This is a genomic window from Kitasatospora sp. A2-31, assembly GCF_022288725.1.
Taxonomy (GTDB): Bacteria; Actinomycetota; Actinomycetes; order Streptomycetales; family Streptomycetaceae; genus Kitasatospora.
The window spans coordinates 406,893-430,166 of the sequence record NZ_JAKNTA010000004.1 but is presented as its reverse complement, the minus strand read 5'-3'; the positions used below and the strand labels follow the sequence as shown (position 1 = coordinate 430,166).

The 23,274-nt window shown below is 76.4% G+C and carries 8 protein-coding genes; 7 read left to right on the top strand and 1 reads right to left on the bottom strand.

Annotated features, from left to right (window positions below):
* The first annotated feature begins 14 nt into the window (after positions 1 to 14).
* From MCM47_RS14055 to MCM47_RS14040, 4 genes are all read left to right on the top strand, one after another.
* Positions 15 to 13,481, top strand: coding sequence for a non-ribosomal peptide synthetase (locus tag MCM47_RS14055; protein WP_238861903.1), 13,467 nt, complete (start codon positions 15 to 17; stop codon positions 13,479 to 13,481).
* A gap of 6 nt (positions 13,482 to 13,487) precedes the next feature.
* Positions 13,488 to 14,774, top strand: a complete 1,287-nt coding sequence (locus MCM47_RS14050) for an MFS transporter (RefSeq protein WP_238861902.1) — start codon at positions 13,488 to 13,490, stop codon at positions 14,772 to 14,774.
* Positions 14,775 to 14,809: 35 nt separating this feature from the next.
* Positions 14,810 to 15,685, top strand: coding sequence for a dimethylargininase (gene ddaH, locus MCM47_RS14045; RefSeq protein ID WP_374209125.1), 876 nt, complete (start codon positions 14,810 to 14,812; stop codon positions 15,683 to 15,685).
* Positions 15,686 to 15,883: 198 nt separating this feature from the next.
* Positions 15,884 to 16,153, top strand: a complete 270-nt coding sequence (locus MCM47_RS14040; protein ID WP_238861901.1) for a hypothetical protein — start codon at positions 15,884 to 15,886, stop codon at positions 16,151 to 16,153.
* Positions 16,154 to 16,199: 46 nt separating this feature from the next.
* On the opposite strand, the gene MCM47_RS14035 is transcribed toward MCM47_RS14040, so the two are convergent.
* Complete coding sequence (locus MCM47_RS14035) at positions 16,200 to 19,313, bottom strand: BTAD domain-containing putative transcriptional regulator (RefSeq protein ID WP_238861900.1); 3,114 nt, start codon at positions 19,311 to 19,313, stop codon at positions 16,200 to 16,202.
* 423 nt (positions 19,314 to 19,736) lie between these two features.
* Here MCM47_RS14035 and MCM47_RS14030 point away from each other — a divergent pair, with 423 nt between their 5' ends.
* The 3 genes from MCM47_RS14030 (at position 19,737) to MCM47_RS14020 (ending at position 23,241) form a co-directional block, all read left to right on the top strand.
* Complete coding sequence (locus MCM47_RS14030) at positions 19,737 to 20,759, top strand: hypothetical protein (RefSeq protein ID WP_238861899.1); 1,023 nt, start codon at positions 19,737 to 19,739, stop codon at positions 20,757 to 20,759.
* A 132-nt stretch (positions 20,760 to 20,891) separates the two neighbouring features.
* Positions 20,892 to 22,316 (top strand): MFS transporter, encoded by a 1,425-nt coding sequence (locus tag MCM47_RS14025; protein ID WP_238861898.1) that lies wholly within the window; start codon positions 20,892 to 20,894, stop codon positions 22,314 to 22,316.
* A gap of 112 nt (positions 22,317 to 22,428) precedes the next feature.
* Positions 22,429 to 23,241 carry a class I SAM-dependent methyltransferase gene (locus tag MCM47_RS14020; protein WP_238861897.1) on the top strand — a complete coding sequence of 271 codons (813 nt, stop codon included), beginning with the start codon at positions 22,429 to 22,431 and terminating at the stop codon, positions 23,239 to 23,241.
* Positions 23,242 to 23,274: the final 33 nt, after the last annotated feature.

Here is a 23,274-nt window from a genome sequence, read left to right as displayed (position 1 = left end):
GCAGAGGAAGCACCGTGATCCCGGTTTCGTACGCACAACAGCGTCTCTGGCTGATCGACCAGATCGAAGGACCGACCGCGCTCTACAACCTGCCGTTCGCGGTCCGCCTGCGCGGTCCGCTCGACACCGCCGCGCTGCGCGCCGCGACGGCGGACGTGGTCGACCGGCACGAGGCCCTGCGGACGGTGTTCCCGGTGGACGGGGGCGTCCCGGTGCAGCGGATCCTGCCGTCCGCGCAGGCGCAGCCCTCCTTCGAGACGGTGGACTGCACGCCGGCGGACTACCCCGCCCTGCGGGACCGGGCCGCCGCCCGCACCTTCGACCTGAGCGCCGAACTGCCCATCCGGGTCACGGTCTTCTCGCTCGCACCGGCCGAGCACGTGCTGCTCGTCGTGCTCCACCACATCGCCGGCGACGGCTGGTCGCTCGGCCCGCTGCTGCGCGACCTCGCCACCGCCTACCGGGCCCGGCTGGCCGGCACCGCCCCCGACTGGGAGCCGCTGCCGGTCCAGTACGCCGACTACGCGCTCTGGCAGCGCGACCTGCTCGGCGACGAAGCCGATCCGGACAGCCTGCTGAGCCGTCAACTCGACTACTGGCGGCAAGCCCTGGCCGGCCTGCCGGAGGAGCTGGAGCTGCCGGTGGACCGCCCCCGGCCGCCCGCCCCGAGCGGCGCCGCGGACGCCGTGGCCTTCGCGTACGGACCGGAGCTGCACGCCGCCCTACTCGGCCTGGCCCACCGGCACCGCTGCACCCTGTTCGCCGTCCTCCAGGCCGGCCTGGCCGCCCTGTTCACCCGCCTCGGCGCCGGCACCGACATCCCGCTCGGCACCGGCGTGGCGGGCCGCTCGGACGAGGCGCTGAACGACCTGGTCGGCTTCTTCGTCAACACCCTGGTGCTGCGCACCGACACCTCGGGCGACCCGTCCTTCGCCGAACTCGTCGACCGGGTCCGGGAGGCGCAGCTGGACGCGTTCGCCCACCAGGACGTGCCGTTCGAGCGGCTGGTCGAGGAGGTCAACCCGGCCCGCGCGCTCGGCCGCCACCCGCTGTTCCAGACCCTGCTCGTGCTGCAGAACCACGAGGAGGGCGAACTCGGCCTGCCCGGGCTGGAGTCGGAGTCCGAGCCGCTGGGCCTGCGGGTCGCCAAGTTCGACCTGAACATCGGCATCACCGAGCAGCGCGCCGCCGACGGCACCCCGGCCGGCCTCACCGGTTCGGTCGAGTACGCGGCCGACCTGTACGACCGGGCCACCGTCACCGCCCTCTTCGAGCGGTTCGGCCGGCTGCTGGCGGCCGCGGCCGCCGACCCGCAGGCCCCGATCGGTGCCCTGGAGGTGCTCGGCGCCGAGGAGCGGACCCGCATCCTGGACGAGTGGAACGCCACCGCGGCGCCGCTGCGCCCCGGCTCGCTGCCCGAGCTGTTCGAGGCGCAGGCGGCCCGCACCCCGGACGCGGCAGCGCTGGTCCACGACGGCGGCACGGTCGGCTACGCCGAGCTCAACACCCGCGCCAACCGGCTCGCGCACCACCTGATCGCCTGCGGCGTCGGCCCGGAGAGCCCGGTCGCGCTGCTGATGGAGCGTTCGGTCGAGCTGGTCGTCGCCACCCTTGCGGTGCTCAAGGCCGGCGGCTGCTACGTCCCGATGCACGCGAGCCTGCCGCCCGAGCGGATGGCCGCGCTGCTCGCCGACACCGACGCCCCCGTCCTGCTCACCGACCGGGCCGACCCGGGCTTCCCGCACGCCGCCGCCGTGGTCCGCCCCGGCGACGAGGCGGGCGCGCCGGGGCACGACCCCGGCCTGCCCGTCCACCCCGACCGGCTCGCCTACGTGATGTTCACCTCCGGCTCCACCGGCACCCCCAAGGGCGTCGCCGTCCGGCACCGGGACGTGGTCGACCTGGCCGCCGACCGCCGCTGGCAGGACGGCCGGCACGAGCGGATCCTGCTGCACTCCCCGCACGCCTTCGACGCCGCCACGTACGAGCTGTGGACGCCGCTGCTCGCCGGCGACACCGTGGTCGTCGCCCCGCCCGGCGGGCTGGACGCCGCCGCGCTGCACGCGGTCGCGACGCGGCACGGCGTCACCGCGGTCTTCCTCACCAAGGCGCTCTTCGACCTGGTCGCCGAGCAGGCCCCGGAGACCTTCCGCGCCCTGCGGGTGGTGCTGACCGGCGGCGAGGCCGCCTCCGGCACCCTGATGCAGCGGGTCCTCGACCACTGCCCGGACCTCCTGCTCGCCCACGTCTACGGCCCCACCGAGGCCACCACCTTCGCCACCCACCACCACCTCGTCCCCGCCGACCTGGCCGGCCCCCGGGCCCCGATCGGCGGGCCGCTCGACAACATGCGGGCCTACGTCCTGGACGCCCGGCTGCGGCCGGTGCCGCCCGGCGTGCCCGGCGAGCTGTACGTCGCCGGGGCGGGCCTGGCCCGCGGCTACTGGCGCCGGCCCGGGCTGACCGCCGAGCGCTTCGTCGCCGACCCCTACGCGCCGGGAGGTGGGCCCCTCCTGCCCGGTGGCGGGCAAGGAGGTGGGCCCCTCCTGCCCGGTGGCGGGCAAGGAGGTGGGCCCCTCCTGCCCGGTGGCGGGCAAGGAGGGAGGATGTACCGCACCGGCGACCTGGTGCGCCGCCGCGCGGACGGCGCGATCGAGTTCCTCGGCCGGATCGACGGCCAGGTGAAGGTGCGCGGCTTCCGGATCGAGCTCGGCGAGATCGAGGCCGCGCTCTCCGGCCACCCCGCAGTCCGCCAGGTCATCGTCGTCGCCCGCGAGGACCGGCCCGGCGACACCCGGTTGGTCGGCTACTGCGCGGCCGCGGACGACGACCCCGGACTCGCCGCCGAGCTGCGGCAGTTCGCCGCCCGGACACTCCCCGGCTACATGGTCCCCGCCGCCGTGGTGGTGCTGCCGGCGCTGCCGCTGAACGCCAACGGCAAGGTCGACCGCCGGGCCCTGCCCGCCCCCGACCTCGGCGGAGACTCGACCGGCCGCCCCCCGCGCGACGAGCGCGAGCGCGCCCTGTGCGAGCTGTTCGGCGAGATCCTCGGCATCGAGGGCATCACCATCGACGACGACTTCTTCGAGCTGGGCGGCCACTCCCTGCTCGCCACCCGGCTGGTCGGCCGGGCCCGCGCCGAACTCGGCGCCGAGCTGGCCATCGCCGACCTCTTCCAGGCCCCGACCGTCGCCGCCCTCACCGCCCGGCTCTCCACCGGGCCGGCCCGCCCGGCACTGCGCCCCGAGCCCCGGCCCGAGCGGCTGCCGCTCTCCTTCGCCCAGCGCCGGCTCTGGTTCCTCGGCCAGGCCGAGGGGCCGGCCGCGACCTACAACGTCACGCTCGCGCTGCGGCTGACCGGCCCGCTCGACGCCGCCGCCCTCGAACGCGCCCTCGGCGACGTGGTCGGGCGGCACGAGAGCCTGCGCACCGTATTCGGTGCGCACGACGGCGTCCCGTACCAGCGGGTGCTGGCCGCTCCGCCCGCCCCGCTGCTCACCGTCACCGACCGCCCGGCCGCGGAGCTGGTCGGCCACACCTTCGACCTGGCCGTCGACGTCCCGCTGCACGCCTACCTGCGCCCGGTCGGTCCGGACGAGCACGTCCTGCTCCTGGTGATGCACCACATCGCCAGCGACGGCTGGTCGCTGCGCCCGCTGTTCCGCGACCTCGCCGACGCCTACACGGCCCGGCTGGGCGGCGAGCGGCCGGCGTGGCAGCCGCTGCCGGTGCAGTACGCCGACTACACCCTCTGGCAGCACCGGCTGCTGGGCGCGGACTCCGACCCGCAGAGCCTGCTCGGCGGCCAGCTCGCCCACTGGCGCGAGGCCCTGGCCGGCCTGCCGGACGAGCTGGCGCTGCCGCTGGACCGCCCCCGTCCGCCGGTCGCCTCGCACCGCGGCGACGTCGTCCCGCTGGAGCTGGACGAGGCCCTGCACGCCCGGCTGGCCGCGCTGGCCGCCGAGCACGGGGTGACGCTGTTCATGGTGCTCCAGGCCGCCTTCGCCACCCTGCTGCACCGCTTCGGCGCCGGCGAGGACCTGCCGATCGGCACCCCGCTGGCCGGCCGGCTGGACCAGGCCCTGGACGAGCTGGTCGGCTTCTTCGCCAACACCCTGGTGCTGCGCACCGACCTGTCCGGCCGGCCGGCCTTCGCCGAGCTGCTGGGCCGGGTCCGGGAGGCCGACCTGGCCGCCTACGCGCACCAGGACGTGCCGTTCGAGCGGCTGGTCGAGGAGCTCAACCCGGCCCGCACGCTGGCCCGGCACCCGCTCTTCCAGGTGATGATCGCCTTCGACAACACCGCCGCCGGCGGCCCGGAGTTCCCCGGCACCCGCGCCGCGTACGAGCCGCTGGGCCTGCCCACCACCGCCTTCGACCTCACCCTCAACCTCTCCGAGCGGCACCACCCGGACGGCTCCCCGGCCGGCCTGGAGGGCGGCCTCGAATTCGCCACGGACCTGTTCGAGCGGAGCACCGCCGAGCGGCTCGCCGCCGCCCTCGACCTGATCCTGCGCCAGGTCGCCGCGGACCCGCACCGCCCGGTCGCCGATCTGGAGGTGCTGGACGAGGACGGCCGGGCCGCCCTGGCCCGCTGGCACGACACCGACCGGCCGGGCGCCGGCACCCTCGTCCCGGCCGCCTTCGCCGCCCAGGCGGCCGCCACGCCCGAGGCCGTCGCCCTGGTCTTCGGGGAGACCCGGCTGACCTACGCCGAGCTGGACGCCCGGGCCGAGCGCCTGGCGCACGGCCTGGCGGCCGCCGGGGTCGGCCCGGACGCCGTGGTCGCCCTGGCACTGCCCCGCTCGGCCGAGTCGGTGGTCGCGGTGCTCGCCGTGCTCAAGGCCGGCGCCGCCTTCCTGCCGCTGGACGCCGAGTACCCGCGGGACCGGATCGCCCACATGCTGGCCGACGCCCGCCCGGCCGCCGTCCTCACCACCGACGGCTGGCCGCTGCCCGACGTCCTGGCCGGCCTGCGCGTGCTCCGCGCCGACGACCGCGCCGACGACCGGGCCGACGACCGGGCCGACCGGCCGGCCGGCGCCCCGTCGGTGCGCATCGGGCCCGACCACGCCGCCTACGTCATCTACACCTCCGGCTCCACCGGCCGCCCCAAGGGCGTCGTGGTCCGCCACGGCGGCCTGGCCAACCTGCTCGCCTTCCACCGCGCCGAGACCGTCGGCGCCGCCGAACGGGCCCACCCGGGCCGCCGGTTCAGGTTCGCCCAGGTCGGCTCGCTGTCCTTCGACACCGCGCTCGAATCGCTGCTCTGGATGGTCGCCGGGCACGAGCTCCACCTGCTCGACGACGAGCTGCGCCGCGACCCCGCCGCCGTCGTACGCCACGCCGAGCGGCACGGCGTCGACGTCTTCGACCTCACTCCCGGCCACGCCGAGCGGCTGGTCGAGGAGGGCCTGCTGACCTGCTGCCGGCCCGCGCTGGTGATGGTCGGCGGCGAGGCCGTCGGCCAGGCCCTGTGGACCGCCCTGGCCGCCGCCCCGGACACCGTGGCGCTCAACATGTACGGCCCCACCGAGTGCACCGTCGACGCGGTGTTCCACCGGCTGGCCGACGCCGGGCGCCCGCTGATCGGCCGCCCGCTGCCCAACCTGCGGGCCCACGTCCTGGACGCCGCCCTGCGGCCGGTGCCCGCCGGTGTCGCCGGCGAGCTCTACCTGAGCGGTGCCGGCCTGGCCCGCGGATACCTGGGCCGCCCCGCACTGACCGCCGAGCGCTTCGTCGCGGACCCGTTCGCGGCCGGCACCCGCATGTACCGCACCGGCGACCTCGTCCGGCGCCGCCCCGACGGCGAGATCGAGTTCCTCGGCCGCACCGACCACCAGGTCAAGGTCCGCGGCTTCCGGATCGAGCTCGGCGAGATCGAGGCCGTCCTCACCGCCCACCCGGGCGTCCTGCAGGCCGCCGTGCTGCCGTACGAGGACGGCACCGCCGGTACCCGGCTGGTCGCCTACGCGGTCGGCGCCCCGGACCTCGATCCGGCCGCGCTGCGCGCCCACGCCGGCGCCGCCCTGCCCGACTACATGGTGCCGGCCGCCGTGGTGGTGCTGGCCGAGCTGCCGCTCACCGTGAACGGCAAGCTCGACCGGGCCGCGCTGCCGGCCCCCGACTTCGCCGCGGGAGCCGGCGGCCGGGCCCCCCGCACGGCGCGCGAGGAGATCCTCTGCGGGCTCTTCGGCGAACTCCTCGGCGTCGAGGGCGTCACCGTCGACGACGACTTCTTCGCCCTCGGCGGCCATTCACTGCTCGCCACCAAGCTGCTGAGCCGGGTCCGCGCGGCCCTCGGCGCCGAGCTGGGCATCCGGGACGTCTTCGAGGCGCCGACGGTGGCCGGCCTGGCCCAGCGTCTGGACGGCGCCGAGGCCCGCCTCCCGCTCGCCGCCGGCCGGGCCCGGCCGGAGCGGGTGCCGCTCTCCTTCGCCCAGCAGCGGCTCTGGCTGATCGACCGGATGGAGGGCCCGAGCGCGCTCTACAACATGCCGCTCGTGCTGCGGCTGACCGGCGCCCTCGACGCCGACGCGCTGGCCACCGCACTCGGCGACCTGGCCGGCCGGCACGAGATCCTGCGCACGGTGATCGCCGAGCACGACGGCGAGCCGCACCAGCGGATCCTGCCGCCCGCCGCGGCGCTGCCGGTCGAACTGCTCGACTGCGCACCGGAGTCGGTGGACGCCGAGGTCGAGCGGCTCGCCCGGCGCCCGTTCGACCTCGCCGCCGAGGCGCCGATCCGCGCCACCCTGCTGCGGATCGCGCCCGAGGACCACGTGCTGGTGGTCGCCCTCCACCACATCGCCGGCGACGGCTGGTCGATGGGCCCGCTGCTCAGCGACCTCGCCGAGGCCTACACGCTCCGCCTCGGCGGCGAGCCGCCCGCCTGGCAGCCGCTGCCGGTCCAGTACGCCGACTACGCACTCTGGCAGCGCGAACTGCTCGGCGACGAGACCGACCCGCAGAGCCTCGTCTCCCGCCAGCTCGCCTACTGGCGCGAGGCGCTGGCCGGCCTCCCCGAGGAGATCGCGCTCCCGGTGGACCGCCCGCGCGGCACCCGCTCCGACCACCGGGGCGACCGGGTCGCCCTGCCGATCGACGCCGAACTGCACCGCCGGCTCGTCGAGTTGTCACGCGAGCACCGGGTCACCCTGTTCATGACCTTCCAGGCCGCGCTGGCCGCGCTGCTCACCCGGCTCGGCGCCGGCACCGACGTGCCGATCGGCTCGGTGGTCGCCGGCCGCTCCGACGAGGCACTCGACGACCTGGTCGGCTTCTTCATCAACACCCTGGTGCTGCGCACCGACACCTCCGGCGACCCGACCTTCGCCGAACTGCTCGGCCGGGTCCGGGAGACCGGCCTCGGCGCCTACGCCCACCAGGACGTGCCGTTCGAGCGGCTGGTCGAGGAGCTCAACCCGGCCCGCTCGCTCGCCCGGCACCCGCTCTTCCAGGTGGCCATGGTCCTGCAGTCCAACGCCGAGGCCGGGTCGGAGCTGGCCGGGCTGCACGCCGAGGCGCTGCCGGCCGGCACCGGGGTCGCCAAGTTCGACCTCAACGTGACCCTGGAGGAGTTCTTCGGGCCGGACGGCGCCCCCGCCGGTCTGGACTGCGCGATCGACTTCGCCACCGACCTGTTCGACCGGGAGACCGCCGAGTCGCTGGCGGCCCGCTTCGGGCGCCTGCTCACCGCCGTGGCCGCCGCGCCCGGGCGCCGGATCGGCCGGGTCGACCTGCTCGCCGAGGACGAGCGCGCCGACCTGCGGCGCGGCCACCGGCCGCTGCCGGCCGGCCTGCCGCTGGTCCCGGCGGCCTTCGCCGAGCGCGTGGCGCGGACACCCGAGCTGACCGCCCTGGTCTTCGAGGGCACCCGACTGACCTACGCCCAGCTGGACGTCCGCGCCAACCGCCTGGCGCACGGCCTGGCGGCCGCCGGGGTCGGTCCGGAGTCGGTGGTCGCGCTCGCCCTGCCCCGTTCGGTGGACACCGTGGTCGCCCAGCTGGCCGTGCTCAAGGCCGGCGGCGCCTTCCTCCCGCTGGACGCCGAGTACCCGCGCGAGCGCACCGTCCACATGCTGGCCGACGCCCGCCCGGCCGCGGTGCTCACCTCCGACGGCTGGCCGCTGCCGGACGTCCTGGACGGCCTGCCCGTGCTGCGCACCGACGAGGAGCTGTGGGCGGCGCAGCCCGCCGACGCGCTCCCGGTCCGGGTCGGCCCGGCGCACGCGGCCTACGTGATCTACACCTCCGGCTCCACCGGCCGGCCCAAGGGCGTGGTGGTGAGCCACGGTTCGATCGCCGGGCTGCTGGCCGCGCACCAGGCCGAGACCTTCGGCGAGCCCGAGCGGGTGCACGGCCGGCTCCGCGCCGCGCTGACCGCCTCGCTCTGCTTCGACGCGTCCTGGAACAGCCTGCTCTGGATGGTCGCCGGCCACGAGCTGCACCTGATCGGCAACGACCTGCGCCGGGATCCGGCGGCCCTGGTCCGGCACCTGCGGGCGGTCGGCGTCGACGCCCTCAACCTCACCCCGTCCTACGCCGAACAGCTCATCGCCGAGGGCCTGCTGGACGCACCCGCACCGCGCGTGGTGCTGCTCGGCGGGGAGCCGATCGGCCAGGCGCTCTGGACCCGGCTGCGCGAGGCCCCGCACACCACCGGCCACAACCTGTACGGTCCCACCGAGTGCACCGTCGACACCCTGCTCCAGGCGTACGCCGGCTCCGAGCGCCCGTCCCTGGGCCACACCGTGCTCGGCACCCGCGCCCACGTCCTGGACGAGCACCTGAACCCGGTCCCCCTCGGCGTCCCCGGTGAGCTCTACCTGGCCGGGGACAGCCTGGCCCGCGGCTACCTCGGCCGCCCCGGCCTGACCGCCGAGCGCTTCGTCGCGAACCCGTTCGCGGCCGGCACCCGGATGTACCGCACCGGCGACCTGGTCCGGCGCACCCGGGACGGCGGCCTCGACTACCTCGGCCGCACCGACCACCAGGTCAAGGTGCGCGGCTTCCGGATCGAGCCGGGCGAGATCGAGCAGGTGCTCACCCGCCACGAGGCCGTCCGCCAGACGGTGGTCGTGCTGCACGAGGCCGACGGCGACCGCCGGCTCGTCGGCTACTGCGCGACGGCTGCACCGAGCCCCGAGCTCGCTCTCGAACTCAGGCGGTTCGCCGCCGAGACACTGCCCGGCCACATGGTCCCGGCCGCCGTGGTCACCCTCGCCGCACTGCCGCTGACCGGCAGCGGCAAGGTCGACCGGCGGGCCCTGCCCGCCCCGGACTTCGGACTCTTCGCCGGCGGCCGGGCCGCCCGCACCGCCCGCGAGGAGCTGCTCTGCGGCCTCTTCGCCGAGGTCCTCGGCCTGACCGCGGTCGGCATCGACGACGACTTCTTCACGCTGGGCGGCCACTCGCTGCTCGCCATCAAGCTGGTCAGCCGGGTGCGCACCGCCCTGGGATCCGAGCTGGACATCCGGGACGTCTTCGAGGCGCCGACGGTGGCCGGCCTGGCCCAGCGGCTGGACGGCGCCGGGGCCCGCCTCCCGCTCACCGCGGCCGCCGAACGCCCCGAGCGGGTGCCGCTCTCCTTCGCCCAGCGCAGGCTCTGGCTGATCGACCGGATGGAGGGCCCGAGCGCCCTCTACAACCTCCCGCTCGCGCTGCGCCTGACCGGCGCCCTCGACGCCGACGCGCTGGCGGCCGCCCTGGACGACCTGGCCGCCCGGCACGAGAGCCTGCGCACCGTGATCGCCGAGCAGGACGGCGAGCCGCACCAGCGGATCGTCGAACCCGCCGCGGCCCGCGTCCCGTTCGACCGCCGCACCGAGGCGCCCGCCGACCTCGCCGCCGCACTGGCCGACTGCGCCGGCCTCCCCTTCGACCTCTCCGCCGACCTGCCGTTCCGGGCCCACCTGCTCCCGCTCGCCGCCGACGAGCACCTGCTGCTCCTGGTGCTGCACCACAGCGCGGGCGACGGCTGGTCGATGGGCCCGCTGCTCAGCGACCTCGCCGAGGCCTACACGCTCCGCCTCGGCGGCGAGCCGCCCGCCTGGCAGCCGCTGCCGGTCCAGTACGCCGACTACGCGCTCTGGCAGCGCGAACTGCTCGGCGACGAGACCGAGCCGGAGAGTCTGATCTCCCGCCAGCTCGCCTACTGGCGCGAGGCGCTGGCCGGCCTCCCGGAGGAGCTGGCGCTGCCGGTGGACCGGCCCCGGCGCGCCGACAGCGGACACCGCGGGGACCGGGTCGTCGTCCCGCTCGGAGCCGGACTCCACCGCGCCCTGGTCGATCTGGCCCGCGAACACCGGGTGACGATGTTCATGGCGCTGCAGGCCGGGCTGGCCGCACTGCTCACCCGGCTCGGCGCCGGCACCGACGTGCCGATCGGCTCGGTGGTCGCCGGCCGCTCCGACGAGGCACTCGACGACCTGGTCGGCTTCTTCATCAACACCCTGGTGCTGCGCACCGACACCTCCGGCGACCCGGACTTCGCCGAGCTGCTGCGCCGGGTCCGGGAGACCCAGCTGGACGCCCACGCCCACCAGGACGTGCCGTTCGAGCGGCTGGTCGAGGAGCTCAACCCGGCCCGCTCGCTGGCCCGCCACCCGCTCTTCCAGGTCATGCTGCTGCTCCAGGGCGGCACCGGCGGCGAGCCGCTCGACCTGGCCGGCCTGCGGGCCGAGGTCGAGCCGGTGGGCGGCTACGCGGCCAAGTTCGACCTCTCCATCGGCATCGGCGAGTCCTTCGACGCCGACGGCGCCCCCGCCGGCCTGGAGTGCGCGATCGACTTCGCCACCGACCTGTTCGACCGGGAGACCGCCGAGTCCATCGCCGTCCGGTACGGCCGCCTGCTCGCCGCGGTGGCCGCCGACCCGGCGCAGCCGATCGGGCGGGCCGACCTGCTCTCCGAGTCCGAGCGGGCCGAACTGCTGGCCCCCGGGGCCGGCCTGCCGGATCGCCCCCCGCTGCTGCCGGCCGCCTTCGAGGCGCAGGCCGCCCGGACCCCGGACGCCGTCGCCCTGGTCTCCGGTCCGACCGCGCTGACCTACGCCGAGCTGAACGCCCGCGCCAACCGCCTCGCCCACCGCCTGATCGCGGCGGGCGCCGGCCCGGACGCGGTGGTCGCCCTGGCGCTACCGCGCTCCGCCGAGACCGTGATCGCCCTGCTCGCCGTGCTCAAGGCGGGCGCCGCCTCGCTCCCGCTGGACGCCGAGTACCCGGCCGACCGGACCGCCGCCATGCTGGCGGACGCCGCACCCGCCCTCGTCCTCACCGACGAGCGCTGGCCGCTGCCCGAGCTGCTGGACGGCCTGCCCGTCCACTGCCTCGACCGGGCCGACGCCGGCCACCACGACGGCTCCGACGGCGCGACGTCCGATCCGGCCCCGCGCGCCACCGCGGCCGACGCCGCCTACGTGATCTACACCTCCGGCTCCACCGGCCGGCCCAAGGGCGTGGTGGTGGGCCACGGTTCGATCGCCGCGCTGCTCGCCGCCCACCGGGCCGGCCCGATCGGGGCGGCGGAACGCGCCCACGGGCGGCTCAGGGTCGCCCTCACCGCCTCGCTCTGCTTCGACGCCTCCTGGGACGGCCTGCTCTGGATGATCGCCGGCCACGAGCTGCACCTGGTGGCCGACGACGTCCGCCGCGACGCCGCCGCGCTGGTGGGGCACGTCCGCGCGAAGCGGATCGGCGTCCTGGAGGTCACCCCCTCCTACGCCGAACTGCTGCTGGAAGAAGGCCTGTTGGAGGACCCGGCGCCGCAGCTGGTGCTGCTCGGCGGCGAGGCCGTCGGCCAGGCACTCTGGACCCGGCTGCGCGAGGCCCCGCACACCGCGGGCCACAACCTCTACGGCCCCACCGAGTCCACGGTCGACGCCCTCACCCAGCCGTTCGCCGACACCGAGCGCCCCTCGCTCGGCCGGACCGTGGCCGGCACCCGCGCCCTCGTCCTGGACCAGCACCTCGACCCCGTTCCCGCCGGTGTCCCCGGCGAGCTCTACCTGAGCGGCGCCGGCCTGGCCCGCGGCTACCTCGGCCGCCCCGGCCTGACCGCCGAGCGCTTCGTCGCCGACCCGTACACGCCCGGCGCCCGGATGTACCGCACCGGCGACCTGGTCCGGCGCACCCGGGACGGCGGCCTCGACTACCTCGGCCGCACCGACCACCAGGTCAAGATCCGCGGCTTCCGGATCGAGCCCGGCGAGATCGAGCACGTGCTGACCGGCCACCAGCTGGTCCGGGCCGCCACCGTGGTGGCCCGCGAGGACGGCACGGCCGGCCCCCGGCTGGTCGCCTACGTGGTCGCCGACGGCCCGCTCGACCCGGCCGACCTGCGCGCCTTCGCCGCCGAGTCGCTGCCCGGGTACATGCTCCCGGCCGCGTTCGTCCCGCTCGCCGCCCTGCCGCTGACCGCCAGCGGCAAGGTCGACCACCGTGCCCTGCCCGCACCGGACTTCACCACCGCGCCCGCCGGGCGGGCCCCGCGGACCGCCCGCGAGGAAGTGCTCTGCGGCCTCTTCGCCGAAGTCCTCGCACTGCCCGCGGTCTCCGTCGACGACGGCTTCTTCGACCTCGGCGGCCACTCGCTGCTGGCGATGAAGCTGCTCGGCCGGATCCGTGCCACGCTCGGCGCCGACCCCGGGATGCGGGCGCTCTTCGAGACCCCCACCGTGGCCGGCCTGGCCCGCCGCCTCGACGCCGCCGGTCCGGCGGCCGACGCCCTGGACGTCCTGCTCCCGCTGCGCACCGGCGCAGCCCGCGGTGACGGCACCGGCGGCAGGGCCCCGCTGTTCTGCGTCCACCCGGCCGCCGGCATCAGCTGGGTCTACTCCGGGCTGCTGCGCCACCTCGGCGCCGACCGGCCGGTCTACGGTCTCCAGGCCCGTGGACTGCGCGGCGGCTCCCCCGCCGACGTCGCCGAGATCGCCGAGGACTACGTGCGGCAGATCCGGGCCGTCCAGCCCGACGGTCCCTACCACCTGCTCGGCTGGTCCTTCGGCGCGGTGGTCGCCCAGGCGATGGCCGTCCGGCTCCAGGCCGAGGGCGCCGAGATCGCCCTGCTGGCCCTGCTGGACGGCGCGCCGGCCGCCCGGCCCGCCCGCCCCGCCGCGCCCTCCGACGACCCCGTGGACACCCTCGCCGAACTGCTCGCCTCACTCGGCTACGACCCGGCCGACGGACGCGGCCAGGCCGACCTCACCGCCCTGCTGGGCGAAGCGGCCGCCGTCCTGCCCGACGTCTTCGAGCACCACCGCAAGCTGATGGCCGAGCACGTGCCGGACCGCTACCGGGGGGACGTCGTCTTCTTCGGCGCCACCGTCGGCAAGCCCGCGGACTGGCCCTACGAGGAGGCCTGGCGGCCGTACGTCGACGGCCGCATCGAGCACCACCGCGTCGAGTGCGAGCACGGCGCGATGACCCAGCCGGAGCCCGTCGCACGGATCGCCGCCGTGCTCGCCCAGAAGCTTGGAGAGTAGCCCGCCATGACCACTGTCTCCGTCGAGCCGCCCCCGCAGGCGGACCGGCCGAAGAGCCGCTGGGGCCTCTGGGCGCACAGCGACTTCCGCAAGCTCTGGATCGGTGAGACCACCAGCGGCCTCGGCACCGCCGTCGGCAACGTCGCGCTCGCCCTCGTCGCGGTCGTCACCCTGGACGCCAGCCCGTTCATGGTCGGCGTGCTGACCGCCTCCGCCTGGGTGCCCTGGCTCTTCCTCGGCCTGCTGGCCGGCGCCTGGGTGGACCGCTGGCCCCGGCTCAAGGTGATGCTCGTCTGCGACCTGCTGCTGCTGGCGCTGTTCGGCAGCGTGCCGGTGGCCGGCTGGTTCGACGCCCTGACGATGGCCCACCTGATCGCGGTGGCACTGCTGGCCGGGTCGGTGAAGGTGTTCTTCTCCACCGCGTACGGTGCCGCGCTGCCCTCGCTGGTCGCCAGGCCCGACCTGCTGGAGGCCAACGTCAAGCTGCGCTCGGGGGAGTCCGCGGCCGAGATCGCCGGGCCCGGTGTCGCCGGCCTCCTCTCCCAGGCCTTCGGTGCGGCCAGCGGGCTGCTCGCGGACGCGGTCACCTACCTCGTCTCCGCGCTCTGCGTGGCCACCATCGAGACCGAGGAGAAGCCGCCGCCGGCCTCCGAGCGGCGCGGCATCCTGCGCGAGATCGGCGAGGGGGTCCGGTTCCTGGTCCGCGATCCGTACCTGCGCACGCTGGCCTCCTTCGCCGCGGTCGGCAACCTGGGCCTGAACGGCATCCAGGCGGTGCAGACCGTCTTCCTGGTCCGCAGCGTGGGCGTGACGCCCGGCGGCGTCGGCGCGGTCTTCGCGGTGGTGTCGATCGGCGGCCTGGCCGGGGCCGCGCTCGCCGGGCGGATCGCCCGCCGGCTGGGCACGGCGCGCGGACTGCTGCTCTGCGAGCTGGTGGTGGCGCCGTTCATCTTCCTGCTGCCGCTGGCCGGCGAGCGGCTGCCGCTGCCGGTCAGCGCGGTCGCCTGGTCGGTCGCGGTCTGCGGCGTGATCGCCGGGAACGTCATCGCCGGCAGCTTCTACCAGGCGTACTGCCCGCCGGCCATGATCGGCCGGATCCGGGCCAGCGCCTCGACCGTCAACTTCAGTGCGATCCCGCTGGGCGCCCTGCTCGGCGGCTGGCTGGGCGAGGTGCTCGGCGCCCGGACCACCATCTGGATCATGGCCGGCGTGCTCATGTCGGCCGGCGGGGTGCTGCTGGCCAGCCCGCTGCGCGGCCTGCGGAACTTCCCCGAGCGCCCCGCCTCCTCCTGACCGTCCCCTCCCACCCTCGTCCCCCGGAGCCTGCCATGACCGCCACCACGCTGACCCGTCCCGGCGCGAGCGCCGGCACCGACGCCTCCGGTGCCGCCGCCTCCGCGGCCCGCGCCGCCCGCCCGCGCCGGTACCTGATGTGCCGTCCGACCCACTTCGAGGTCAGCTACGCGATCAACCCGTGGATGGACCCGGCCGAGCCGGTGGACACCGAGCTCGCGGTGGCCCAGTGGGAGCGGCTGTACCGGCTCTTCCGCGAACTGGGCCACCGGGTCGACCTGATCGACCCGCTGCCGGGCCTGCCCGACATGGTGTACGCGGCGAACGGCGCCACCGTCGTCGACGGCCGGGTGCTGGGCGCCCGGTTCCGCAACGCCGAGCGGGCCGCCGAGGGGCCGGCGTACCTGGAGTGGTTCCGCGCCCGGGGATTCGCCACGCACGACCCGGCGCACGTCAACGAGGGCGAGGGCGACATCCTGCTGACCGGCCGCTACCTGCTCGCCGGGCGCGGCTTCCGCAGCGTCTCGGCCGGGCACGCCGAGGCGCAGGAGTTCCTCGGCCGGCCGGTGATCGGCCTGGACCTCGTCGACCCGCGCTTCTACCACCTGGACACCGCGCTCAGCGTGCTGGACGGCGAGGAGATCATGTACTACCCGGGCGCGTTCTCCGCGGGCAGCCGGCAGGTGCTCCAGCAGCTCTTCCCCGACGCGGTGCTGGTCGACGAGGCGGACGCGGAGGCGTTCGGGCTCAACGTGGTCAGCGACGGCCTGCACGTCGTCCACCCGGAGCCGGCGACCGGGGTCGCGGCCCGGCTGCGCGAGCGGGGCTTCCGGCCGATCGCGATGGACCTCTCCGAACTGCTCAAGGGCGGTGGCAGCGTGAAGTGCTGCACGCTGGAGATCCGCGAGTAGGGCCGGCCCCGCGAGGGCGCGGCGGGCCCGTCCCCGACCCCGGAAGGCCCCGTCGGCGGGGGGTCGACGGGCCGATCGACGAGGCCGATCGACGCACGGTGCTCGTGCGTCGATCGGCCGTTGAACGCCCCTTGCCATGCTGGTCCCATCAGCCCGGAAGACCCCTTCCCACCAGGGAAGACACCGTAGGGAGACGTCATGGCGAAGCACTCGGTCCTCGGCAGCACCCGGATCCGCCTGGCCGCCGCCGGCCTCGGCCTGGTGATCGCCCTCGGCACCGCCGGCACCGCGGCGGCGGACGACACCACCGGCACCGGCCGGACCACCACGACGACCACGACGACCACGACCACCGGCACCGGCACCGGCACCGGCTCGACGGGCACCGGGTCCGGCGGCACCGGCACCGGCACCACCGACCCGGGCACCGGCGGCGGCCACGGGGACTGGAACAGCACCGGGTCCTGAGCCACGGCGCCGCCCCCGGTCCGTCCCCGCAGCCGCCGGCCGGCCGCTACGGATCGGCCAGCGCGAACGCCGGCTCCCGCAACAGCCCGGCCACCTCGGCCGCCTCGGGCAGCCCCAGCCGGCGGAAGATCTCGAACGCCTGCCGCAACCGCGCCCCCGCCTCGGCCCCGCGCCCGAGCTCGGCCAGCGAGCGGCCCAGCACCACCAGCGCCTGCGCCTGGTCCCGCTCCGCCCCCAACTCCTCGCAGAGCTCCAGCGCCTGCCCCGCCTGCTCCAGCGCCTCCTCCGTCCGCCCGAGCGAGCGCAGGCTGTCGGCGAGCCGGTAGCGGGCGTGCGCGGCCCGGTCCCGCAGTCCGGCCGCCACCGCCACCGCCAGGCACTCACCGAACCAGGTGACCGCCTCCTCGTGCCGGCCCAGTCCGTGCAACGCCAGCCCCAGGACGTACAGCGTGTACGCCCGGCCCGGATCGTCCTGCCGGGTGCGCAGCTCGGCCAGGACCTCGTGGCAGATCGCCACCGCCTCGTCCGCCCGGCCGCTGCGGACCCTGGCCAGCGCGGCGTTCACCGTCGTCACCAGCGCGCCCGACCGGTGCCCCAGCCGGTTGGCCAGCAGCAGCGCCTCGTCGTAGTGGTCCACGGCCTCGTCGAAGCGGCTGAGGAACTGGCAGATCAGGCCCAGGTCGTTGAGCGCCTGCCGCAGGATCACGGTGTCCCCCGCGGCCCGCGCCCGTTCGGCCGCCTGCCGGGAGGCCGCCTCGGCGGCGTCCAGCCGGGTCGCGGCCAGCGCGACGTTGCCGCGCAGGAAGTGCGCCCGCCCCTCGGCGCGCGCGTCCTGGTTCCGCGCCGCCGCCGCGGCCAGCGCCTCGGCGGTGGCGGCCAGTTGACGGCTCGGCGGGGTGAGCACGAACGGGGTGAGCGCGATCAACAGGTCGATCGCCGCCCGCAGTGGCCGCCCGTCGGCGCCTCCCGGCCCGGCCGGCTCCGCCGCCGCCCGGCCGGCCTCCCCGGCCCCGGCCGGCGTAGCTCCCACGGGCGGGCTCCCGGCGAGGGCCGCGACCTGCGCGGCGAGCGCCACCGCACCCGCGCCCTCGGCCGCCGCCCACTGGCGCGCCGCCTCCCGACCGGCCAGCGGCACGCCGGCCGACCGTGCCGGACCGAGTGCGCCGGCCGCCGGGTCGCCCGGCACGGCGTGCTGGAACGCGGCGCAGGCGGTGGCCAGCAGGTGGTCCAGGAGCCGGTCCCGGGCGGCCGGCGCCTCCACCTCGCCGTCCACCGGACCGGCCCCCTCGACCGGGCGCCGCCGGGCGAAGGCCCGCAGCAGGTCGTGGTAGCGGTAGCGCCCTGGGAACGGCGACTCCACCATCGCCACGTCCACCAGCGCCTCCAGCAGGTCCTCGGCGTCGTACTCGTCGAGGTCGAGCAGCGCGGCGGCGGCCGGCAGGCCGATGTCCGGCCCGTCCACCGAGGCGACCAGCCGGAAGGCCCGGGCCTGGTCGGCCGTCAGCTGGCGGTAGCTCAGTTCGAAAGCCGCGGCCACCCCGAGGTCGCCGATCCGCAGCTCGTCGATCCGCCGCCGCTCCACCTGCAGGCGGCGACTGAGCGTCGCCACCGTCCAGCCCGGCCGGGCCGCCAGGCGGGCGGCCACGATCCGCACCGCCAGCGGCAGGTGCCCGCAGGCCACCACCAGCTCCACCGCCGCCTCGGGCTCGGCGGCCAGCCGCTCGGGGCCGATGGTGCGGCCGAGCAGGTCCAGCGCCTCGTCGGGCTGGAACACGTCCAGGTCGACCTGGACGGTGGCGGGCAGCCCGGCCGGCCGGGTGCGGCCGGTGGTCAGCACCGCGCAGCCCACCGCGCCCGGCAGCAGCGGCCGGATCTGTGCGGCGTCCTTGGCGTTGTCGAGGACGATCAGCAGCCGCCGCCCGTCCACCACCGAGCGGAACAGCGCGGAGCGGGCGTCCAGCCCGTCCGGCACCGCGTCCGCGGCCACGCCGAGCGCCACCAGGAACCCGCTCAGCACCGCCTCCGGATCGGCCGGGACGGGGTCGGAGCCACGCAGGTCGACGTACAGCTGGCCGTCCGGGTAGGCGTCCCGGACGCGGTGTGCGACGTGCAGGGCCAGCGCCGTCTTGCCGACGCCGCCCATACCGACCACGGTGGCCACCACCAGGGCCTGCGCCGAGGGGGTGCCGAGCGCCTCGTCCAGCACCCGGACGGTCGCCGTCCGGCCGGTGAAGTCGGCTGCGTCCGGAGGGAGTTGGGCGGGGCGCGGCACGGCGGCGGGCCGGGCCGCCCGGCCCGGCCCCTCCGGTTGCGCCGCGGGCTCCGCCGGACCCTCCGCCTCGGCGGCGGGCGCCTGCGGCGCCGGGCTCCCCGTCGCCGCCGACTCGCCGCGCACCTGCTCGGGCGCGGCCAGCGACGGGTCGCCCTCCAGGATCCGCCGGTGCAGCAGCTCCAGTTCGGTGCCCGGTCCGACCCCCAGCTCGGCCAGGAACAGCTGCCGCACCCCCCGGAACACCGCCAGCGCGTCCGCCTGCCGCCCCGCCTGGTAGAGCGCGCGCATCAGCAGCCCGTACGCCCGCTCGTGCAACGGGTGCTCGGTGGTGAGCGCGGTCAGCTCGGGGATGCAGCGCGAGTACCGGCCCAGCCCGAGGTCCAGGCCGATCCGCTCCTCCAGCAGGGTCAGCCGCAGCTCCTCCAGCCGCTGCCGGTGCCGCTCCGCGAACGGCCCCGGGATGCCCGCCAGCGGCTCGCCCTGCCAGAGGTCGAGCGCCTGGTTGAGCAGGTCGCGGGCGCGCAGCGGCTGCCCGGACGCCGCGGTCCGCTCGGCCTCGGCGGCCAGTGACTCGGCCTCCGCCGCGTCCACCGCGAGCTTCGGCAGCAGCAGCCGGTAGCCGTCGCCCATCGAGACCAGCACGCTCGGCGCGGCCCGGTCCTCCCCGCCGGCACCGCCCTCGGCGCCCTCGTCGAGGATCTTGCGCCAGCGCCAGGCGTAGGTGCGCACGGTGGTCATCGCCGCGTTCGGCGGCTCCTCGCCCCACAGCGCGGCGATCAGGTCGGTGGCACTCGCGGCATGCCCGGGCCGCAACAGCAGCACGGCCAGCATGGCCTGCTGCTGCGGACTGCCCACCTTGAGCACCGCCGCGCCCCGGTGAGCGCGCATCAGACCGAGTAACGAAAAACGGAGATCGCCCAAATCCAGCCCCCAGCCACCCCGGACCGTGCCCGCCCCCGCTCGTGCACACGTCACATTTGTGTCACCTATTAACCACAGCGTCACGCCCGGTGTCGAGACACCGTTGAGCGTGCGGTGACCGGACGTTGAACCCCACCCGGCAGAATCGAACCGTGCCGGGGGCCGCCGGGGACGGTCCGGCCGGGTCCCGGCACCGCCCCTGACCCCCGGTGCGGGGAGAACCCCCGCACCCCGAACTCCCCTACCGCCCACGGCCGCTGCGCCGTGGATCGGCGAACCCCCGCCCCGGCCGCCGCCCTGACGGCCGGGGGCCCGCGCCCCGGATCCGCCCGCCCCGCCGTCGGCCGCCGGTGGCATCGGCCATGACGAGATCCTCGGAGGCGGACGTCCGTGAACACCGCACTGCTGTACCACCTGCTCGACGTCGACCCGGCCGACGGGCCGGCCGAACTGCTCCGCCGCGCCCGTGCCAGCCGCCGCCTGCCCTACCTGGTGCTCTCCTCCCTCGCCCGCGACGACGTCCGGATGGGCGAGCCCGCCCGCGCCGAGCTCCGCCGCGCCCGCGCCCGCGCGGACCACTACGTCCGCCTCGCCCGTGACCTCGCCCGCGCCACCGGCATCCGCGCCATCCGCGGGCTGCCGCTCGCCGGGTACTACCCGCCCGGCCTGCTCCGGCCGCAGAACGACCTCGACCTCGTCGCCCCCGGCGAGGCGGCGCTCTGGCAGGCGGTGATCCGACTGGTCACCGAGCACCCCGTGGAGCGGATCGAGGTCACCCTGCTCGGCGACCGCCCGCACCACACCGCCGTCACCGTCCAGTGGCCCGCCGACGACCCGCTGGTCGACCCGTGGTACCGGGTCCGCCTGGTCACCGCCGCGCTGGCCGGCGACGGCGCCGGGGTGCCGGTCCGCCCGTACCTGGTCGCCGACGACCACGTCGAGTGCCTGATCGCCCTCGCCGAGGAGGGCCTCACCCGGGCGTTCCGCCCGGACGACGTGGTCGACGTGGCCGCGCTCGCCGAGCAGCCCTTCGAGCCGGACGAGACCGCCGCCGTCATCGCCGCCTACCGCGTCGCCCCCGAGGCCGCCGCGCTGCTGGACCTCGCCGCCGCCCACACCCCGCTCGGCCGGCTCGCCCCGGTCCGCGCCGCCCTGGAGGCCGAGCTCGCACCCGAGCGCCGCCGCCGTGCGGAGGCCGCCGCCCCCCGCCCGCCCGCCCGGCACGGCAGCCTGCTGCGGCGCACGGTCATCCGCCACGACTGGGACGAGGCGCGGCTGCTGCCCGCCGCCGACGCCACCGTGCTGCTCACCCCGGTCGCCGACTACCTGCTGACCGCCACCCCCGGGGGCATCACGGCCGCCCAGCGCACCGCCGCCTTCGCGGCCCTCCACCACTGGGACGCCCTCTGCTGACCGCCCGGGCCCGGTGCGGCCCGCGAGGTCCCGACAGGAAGACGATTTGCTGTCGCGGCAAACTTTCTGGGCCCACGCCGCCGGACCGTCCGAGCATGGGGCGACACCCCGTCACGGACCGGAGGACCACCCTTGACCACGACGATCGCGGCTGCGCCACCTGCATCGGACGCGCGCCGGCGCTGGACGGTGCTGGCCGTCTGCGCACTCAGCATGTTCCTGGTGGGCCTGGACACCACCATCGTCAACGTCGGCCTGCCCGCGATCGGGGCGGGTCTGGGCACCGGCACCCGCGGCCTGGAATGGGTCGTGGACGCCTACACGGTGGTCCTGGCCAGCCTGCTGATCGTCTCCGGCGCGCTCGCGGACCGCTTCGGGCGGCGCCGGGTGTTCCGCTGCGGGCTGGTGCTCTTCGGTGCCTCGTCCCTGGTCTGCGCGCTCGCCCCGTCGCTCGGCGTCCTGGTCGCGGCCCGGGCCGTCCAGGGCATCGGGGCCTCGATGCTGAGCCCGGTGGCCCTGGCGATCGTGGTGGCCGCACTGCCCGACCCCAAGGAGCGGGCCCGGGCGATCGGCATCTGGGCCTCGGTGTTCGGGCTGAGCCTGGCGGCCGGCCCGGTCACCGGCGGCGCGCTGATCGCGGCGCTCGGCTGGCGTTCGGTGTTCTGGGTCAACGCCCCGGTCGTCGCCGCCGCCCTCGTGCTGGTCGCGCTGTACGTGCCGGAGTCCCGCGGCGAGCGCGCCAGGCGGCTCGACCTGCCCGGCCAGGCGCTCCTCACCGTGGCCCTGTGCACGATCGTCGGCCTGCTCATCGAGAGCCCGCGGCTCGGCTGGGCCTCGCCCTGGGCGGTGGCCGGCTACGCCCTGGCCGCGCTGGCGACGGCCGGCTTCGTCCGGGTCGAACTGCGCCGCGACGAACCCCTGATGGACCTCGGGCTGTTCCGCCGGCCGCCGTTCGCCGCGGCCGTGCTCGGCGCGGTGGCCGTGTTCACGGCGCTGAGCGCCGCCCTGCTGCTCAACACCCTCTACCTCCAGCACGCCCGCGGCTGGACACCGCTCGCCACCGGCCTGGCCACCCTGCCGATGGCCCTCGGGGCCACCGTCTGCGCCCCGTGGTCCGGCACCCTGGTGGGACGGCACGGTCCCCGGCTGCCGCTGCTGCTCGCCGGCGCCTTCACCGCGGCGGGCGGCCTCTGCCTCGCCGTCCTCGGCCCGGACACCGCCACCCCGCTACTGGTGCTCGCCCTCCTGCTGATCGGCGTCGGCTTCGGCTTCGCCAACGCGCCGATCACCAACACCGCGGTCGGCGGCCTCCCGCCGTCCCGGGCGGGGGTGGCCGGGGCGATCACCTCCACCGCACGCCAGCTCGGCTCGGCGGTCGGGATCGCCGTCGCCGGCGCCCTGGTCGCCGGCACCGACCCGGCCGGCCTCGCCCGGGCCTCCTGCCCCGGCTGGCTGCTCGTGGCGGCCTGCGGCCTCTTCCTCCTCGCGGTGGCCCGCACCTCGCGCACCTCGCGCACCCGGCCCTCCACGACGTCGTCGGCCCGGTCGGCCCGCTGACCCCGCCCCCGCGCCACACCCGTCACAGGGCGTGTTCGGACGCGCACCGGTTGGGGTACGTACGTCATCGCCCGGGGGCCGGGCACCGACCGACGAGGAAGCCGAGCAGCCCATGAACCAGGACCGCATTCCCGCAGCCGTGCGCCGCACCTACGGCGTGGACGACCTGTCCAAGGCGGCCAGCTTCGCCGGCGGCTTCATCAACTTCGGCGACTGGAGCGGCATCGACCTGACCGCCGTCGGCCCCGAGGACCGGGTGCACAGCCAGGAACAGCTCTACCGGCGGGTGCTGCGGAGCTTCCCGGAGCCCCACGAACGGCTGCGACTGGCCGAGGTCGGCTGCGGGCGAGGCCTCGGCGCAGCCCTGGCGCTGCGGGAGTTCCGCTTCGCGGCGGTGACCGGCGTGGACATCCACCCGGACCAGATCGAGCGCGCCCGGGCCGTCAACGCCAAGGCCCTGGCCAGCTACCCCGACCGGCTCGCCTACGTCCTCGGCGCCGCCGACGAACTCCCCTTCCCCGATGCCGCCCTCGACGGCCTCCACTCCGTCGAGGCGGCCCAGCACTTCCGCGAACTCACCGGCTTCGCCCACGAAGCCGCCCGGGTCCTGCGCCCGGGCGGCCGCCTGGTGGTCACCACCTTCTTCACCGCCGAGGGCCCCGACGTCGCCGAGCGGCTGGCCATCCTGCTCGGCAGCTTCGCCGACGGCCTGGACGTCGCCCACCCGCTCGGCCCCTTCACCGCCGACCTCGCGGCGGCCGGGTTCACCGACGTCACCGCCGACTCCATCGGCGCCCACGTCTGGCCGGGCCTCGACCGCTACCTGGAGGACACCGTCCCGCCCGGCCACTGGACCCGCCACTTCCTGACGGCCTGGAAGGACGGCCTGATCGACTACCACCTGATCACGGCCGACCGGGCCTGAGGGGGCCGACCGGGCGGGCCCCCGGTCGCCGGG

Coding starts and splice junctions, on each gene's coding strand:
- ddaH (WP_374209125.1), top strand. CDS start 14,810: ATGACCGCCACCACGCTGACCCGTCCCGGCGCGAGCGCCGGCACCGAC.
- MCM47_RS14050 (WP_238861902.1), top strand. CDS start 13,488: ATGACCACTGTCTCCGTCGAGCCGCCCCCGCAGGCGGACCGGCCGAAG.
- MCM47_RS14020 (WP_238861897.1), top strand. CDS start 22,429: ATGAACCAGGACCGCATTCCCGCAGCCGTGCGCCGCACCTACGGCGTG.
- MCM47_RS14040 (WP_238861901.1), top strand. CDS start 15,884: ATGGCGAAGCACTCGGTCCTCGGCAGCACCCGGATCCGCCTGGCCGCC.
- MCM47_RS14035 (WP_238861900.1), bottom strand. CDS start 19,313: ATGCGCGCTCACCGGGGCGCGGCGGTGCTCAAGGTGGGCAGTCCGCAG.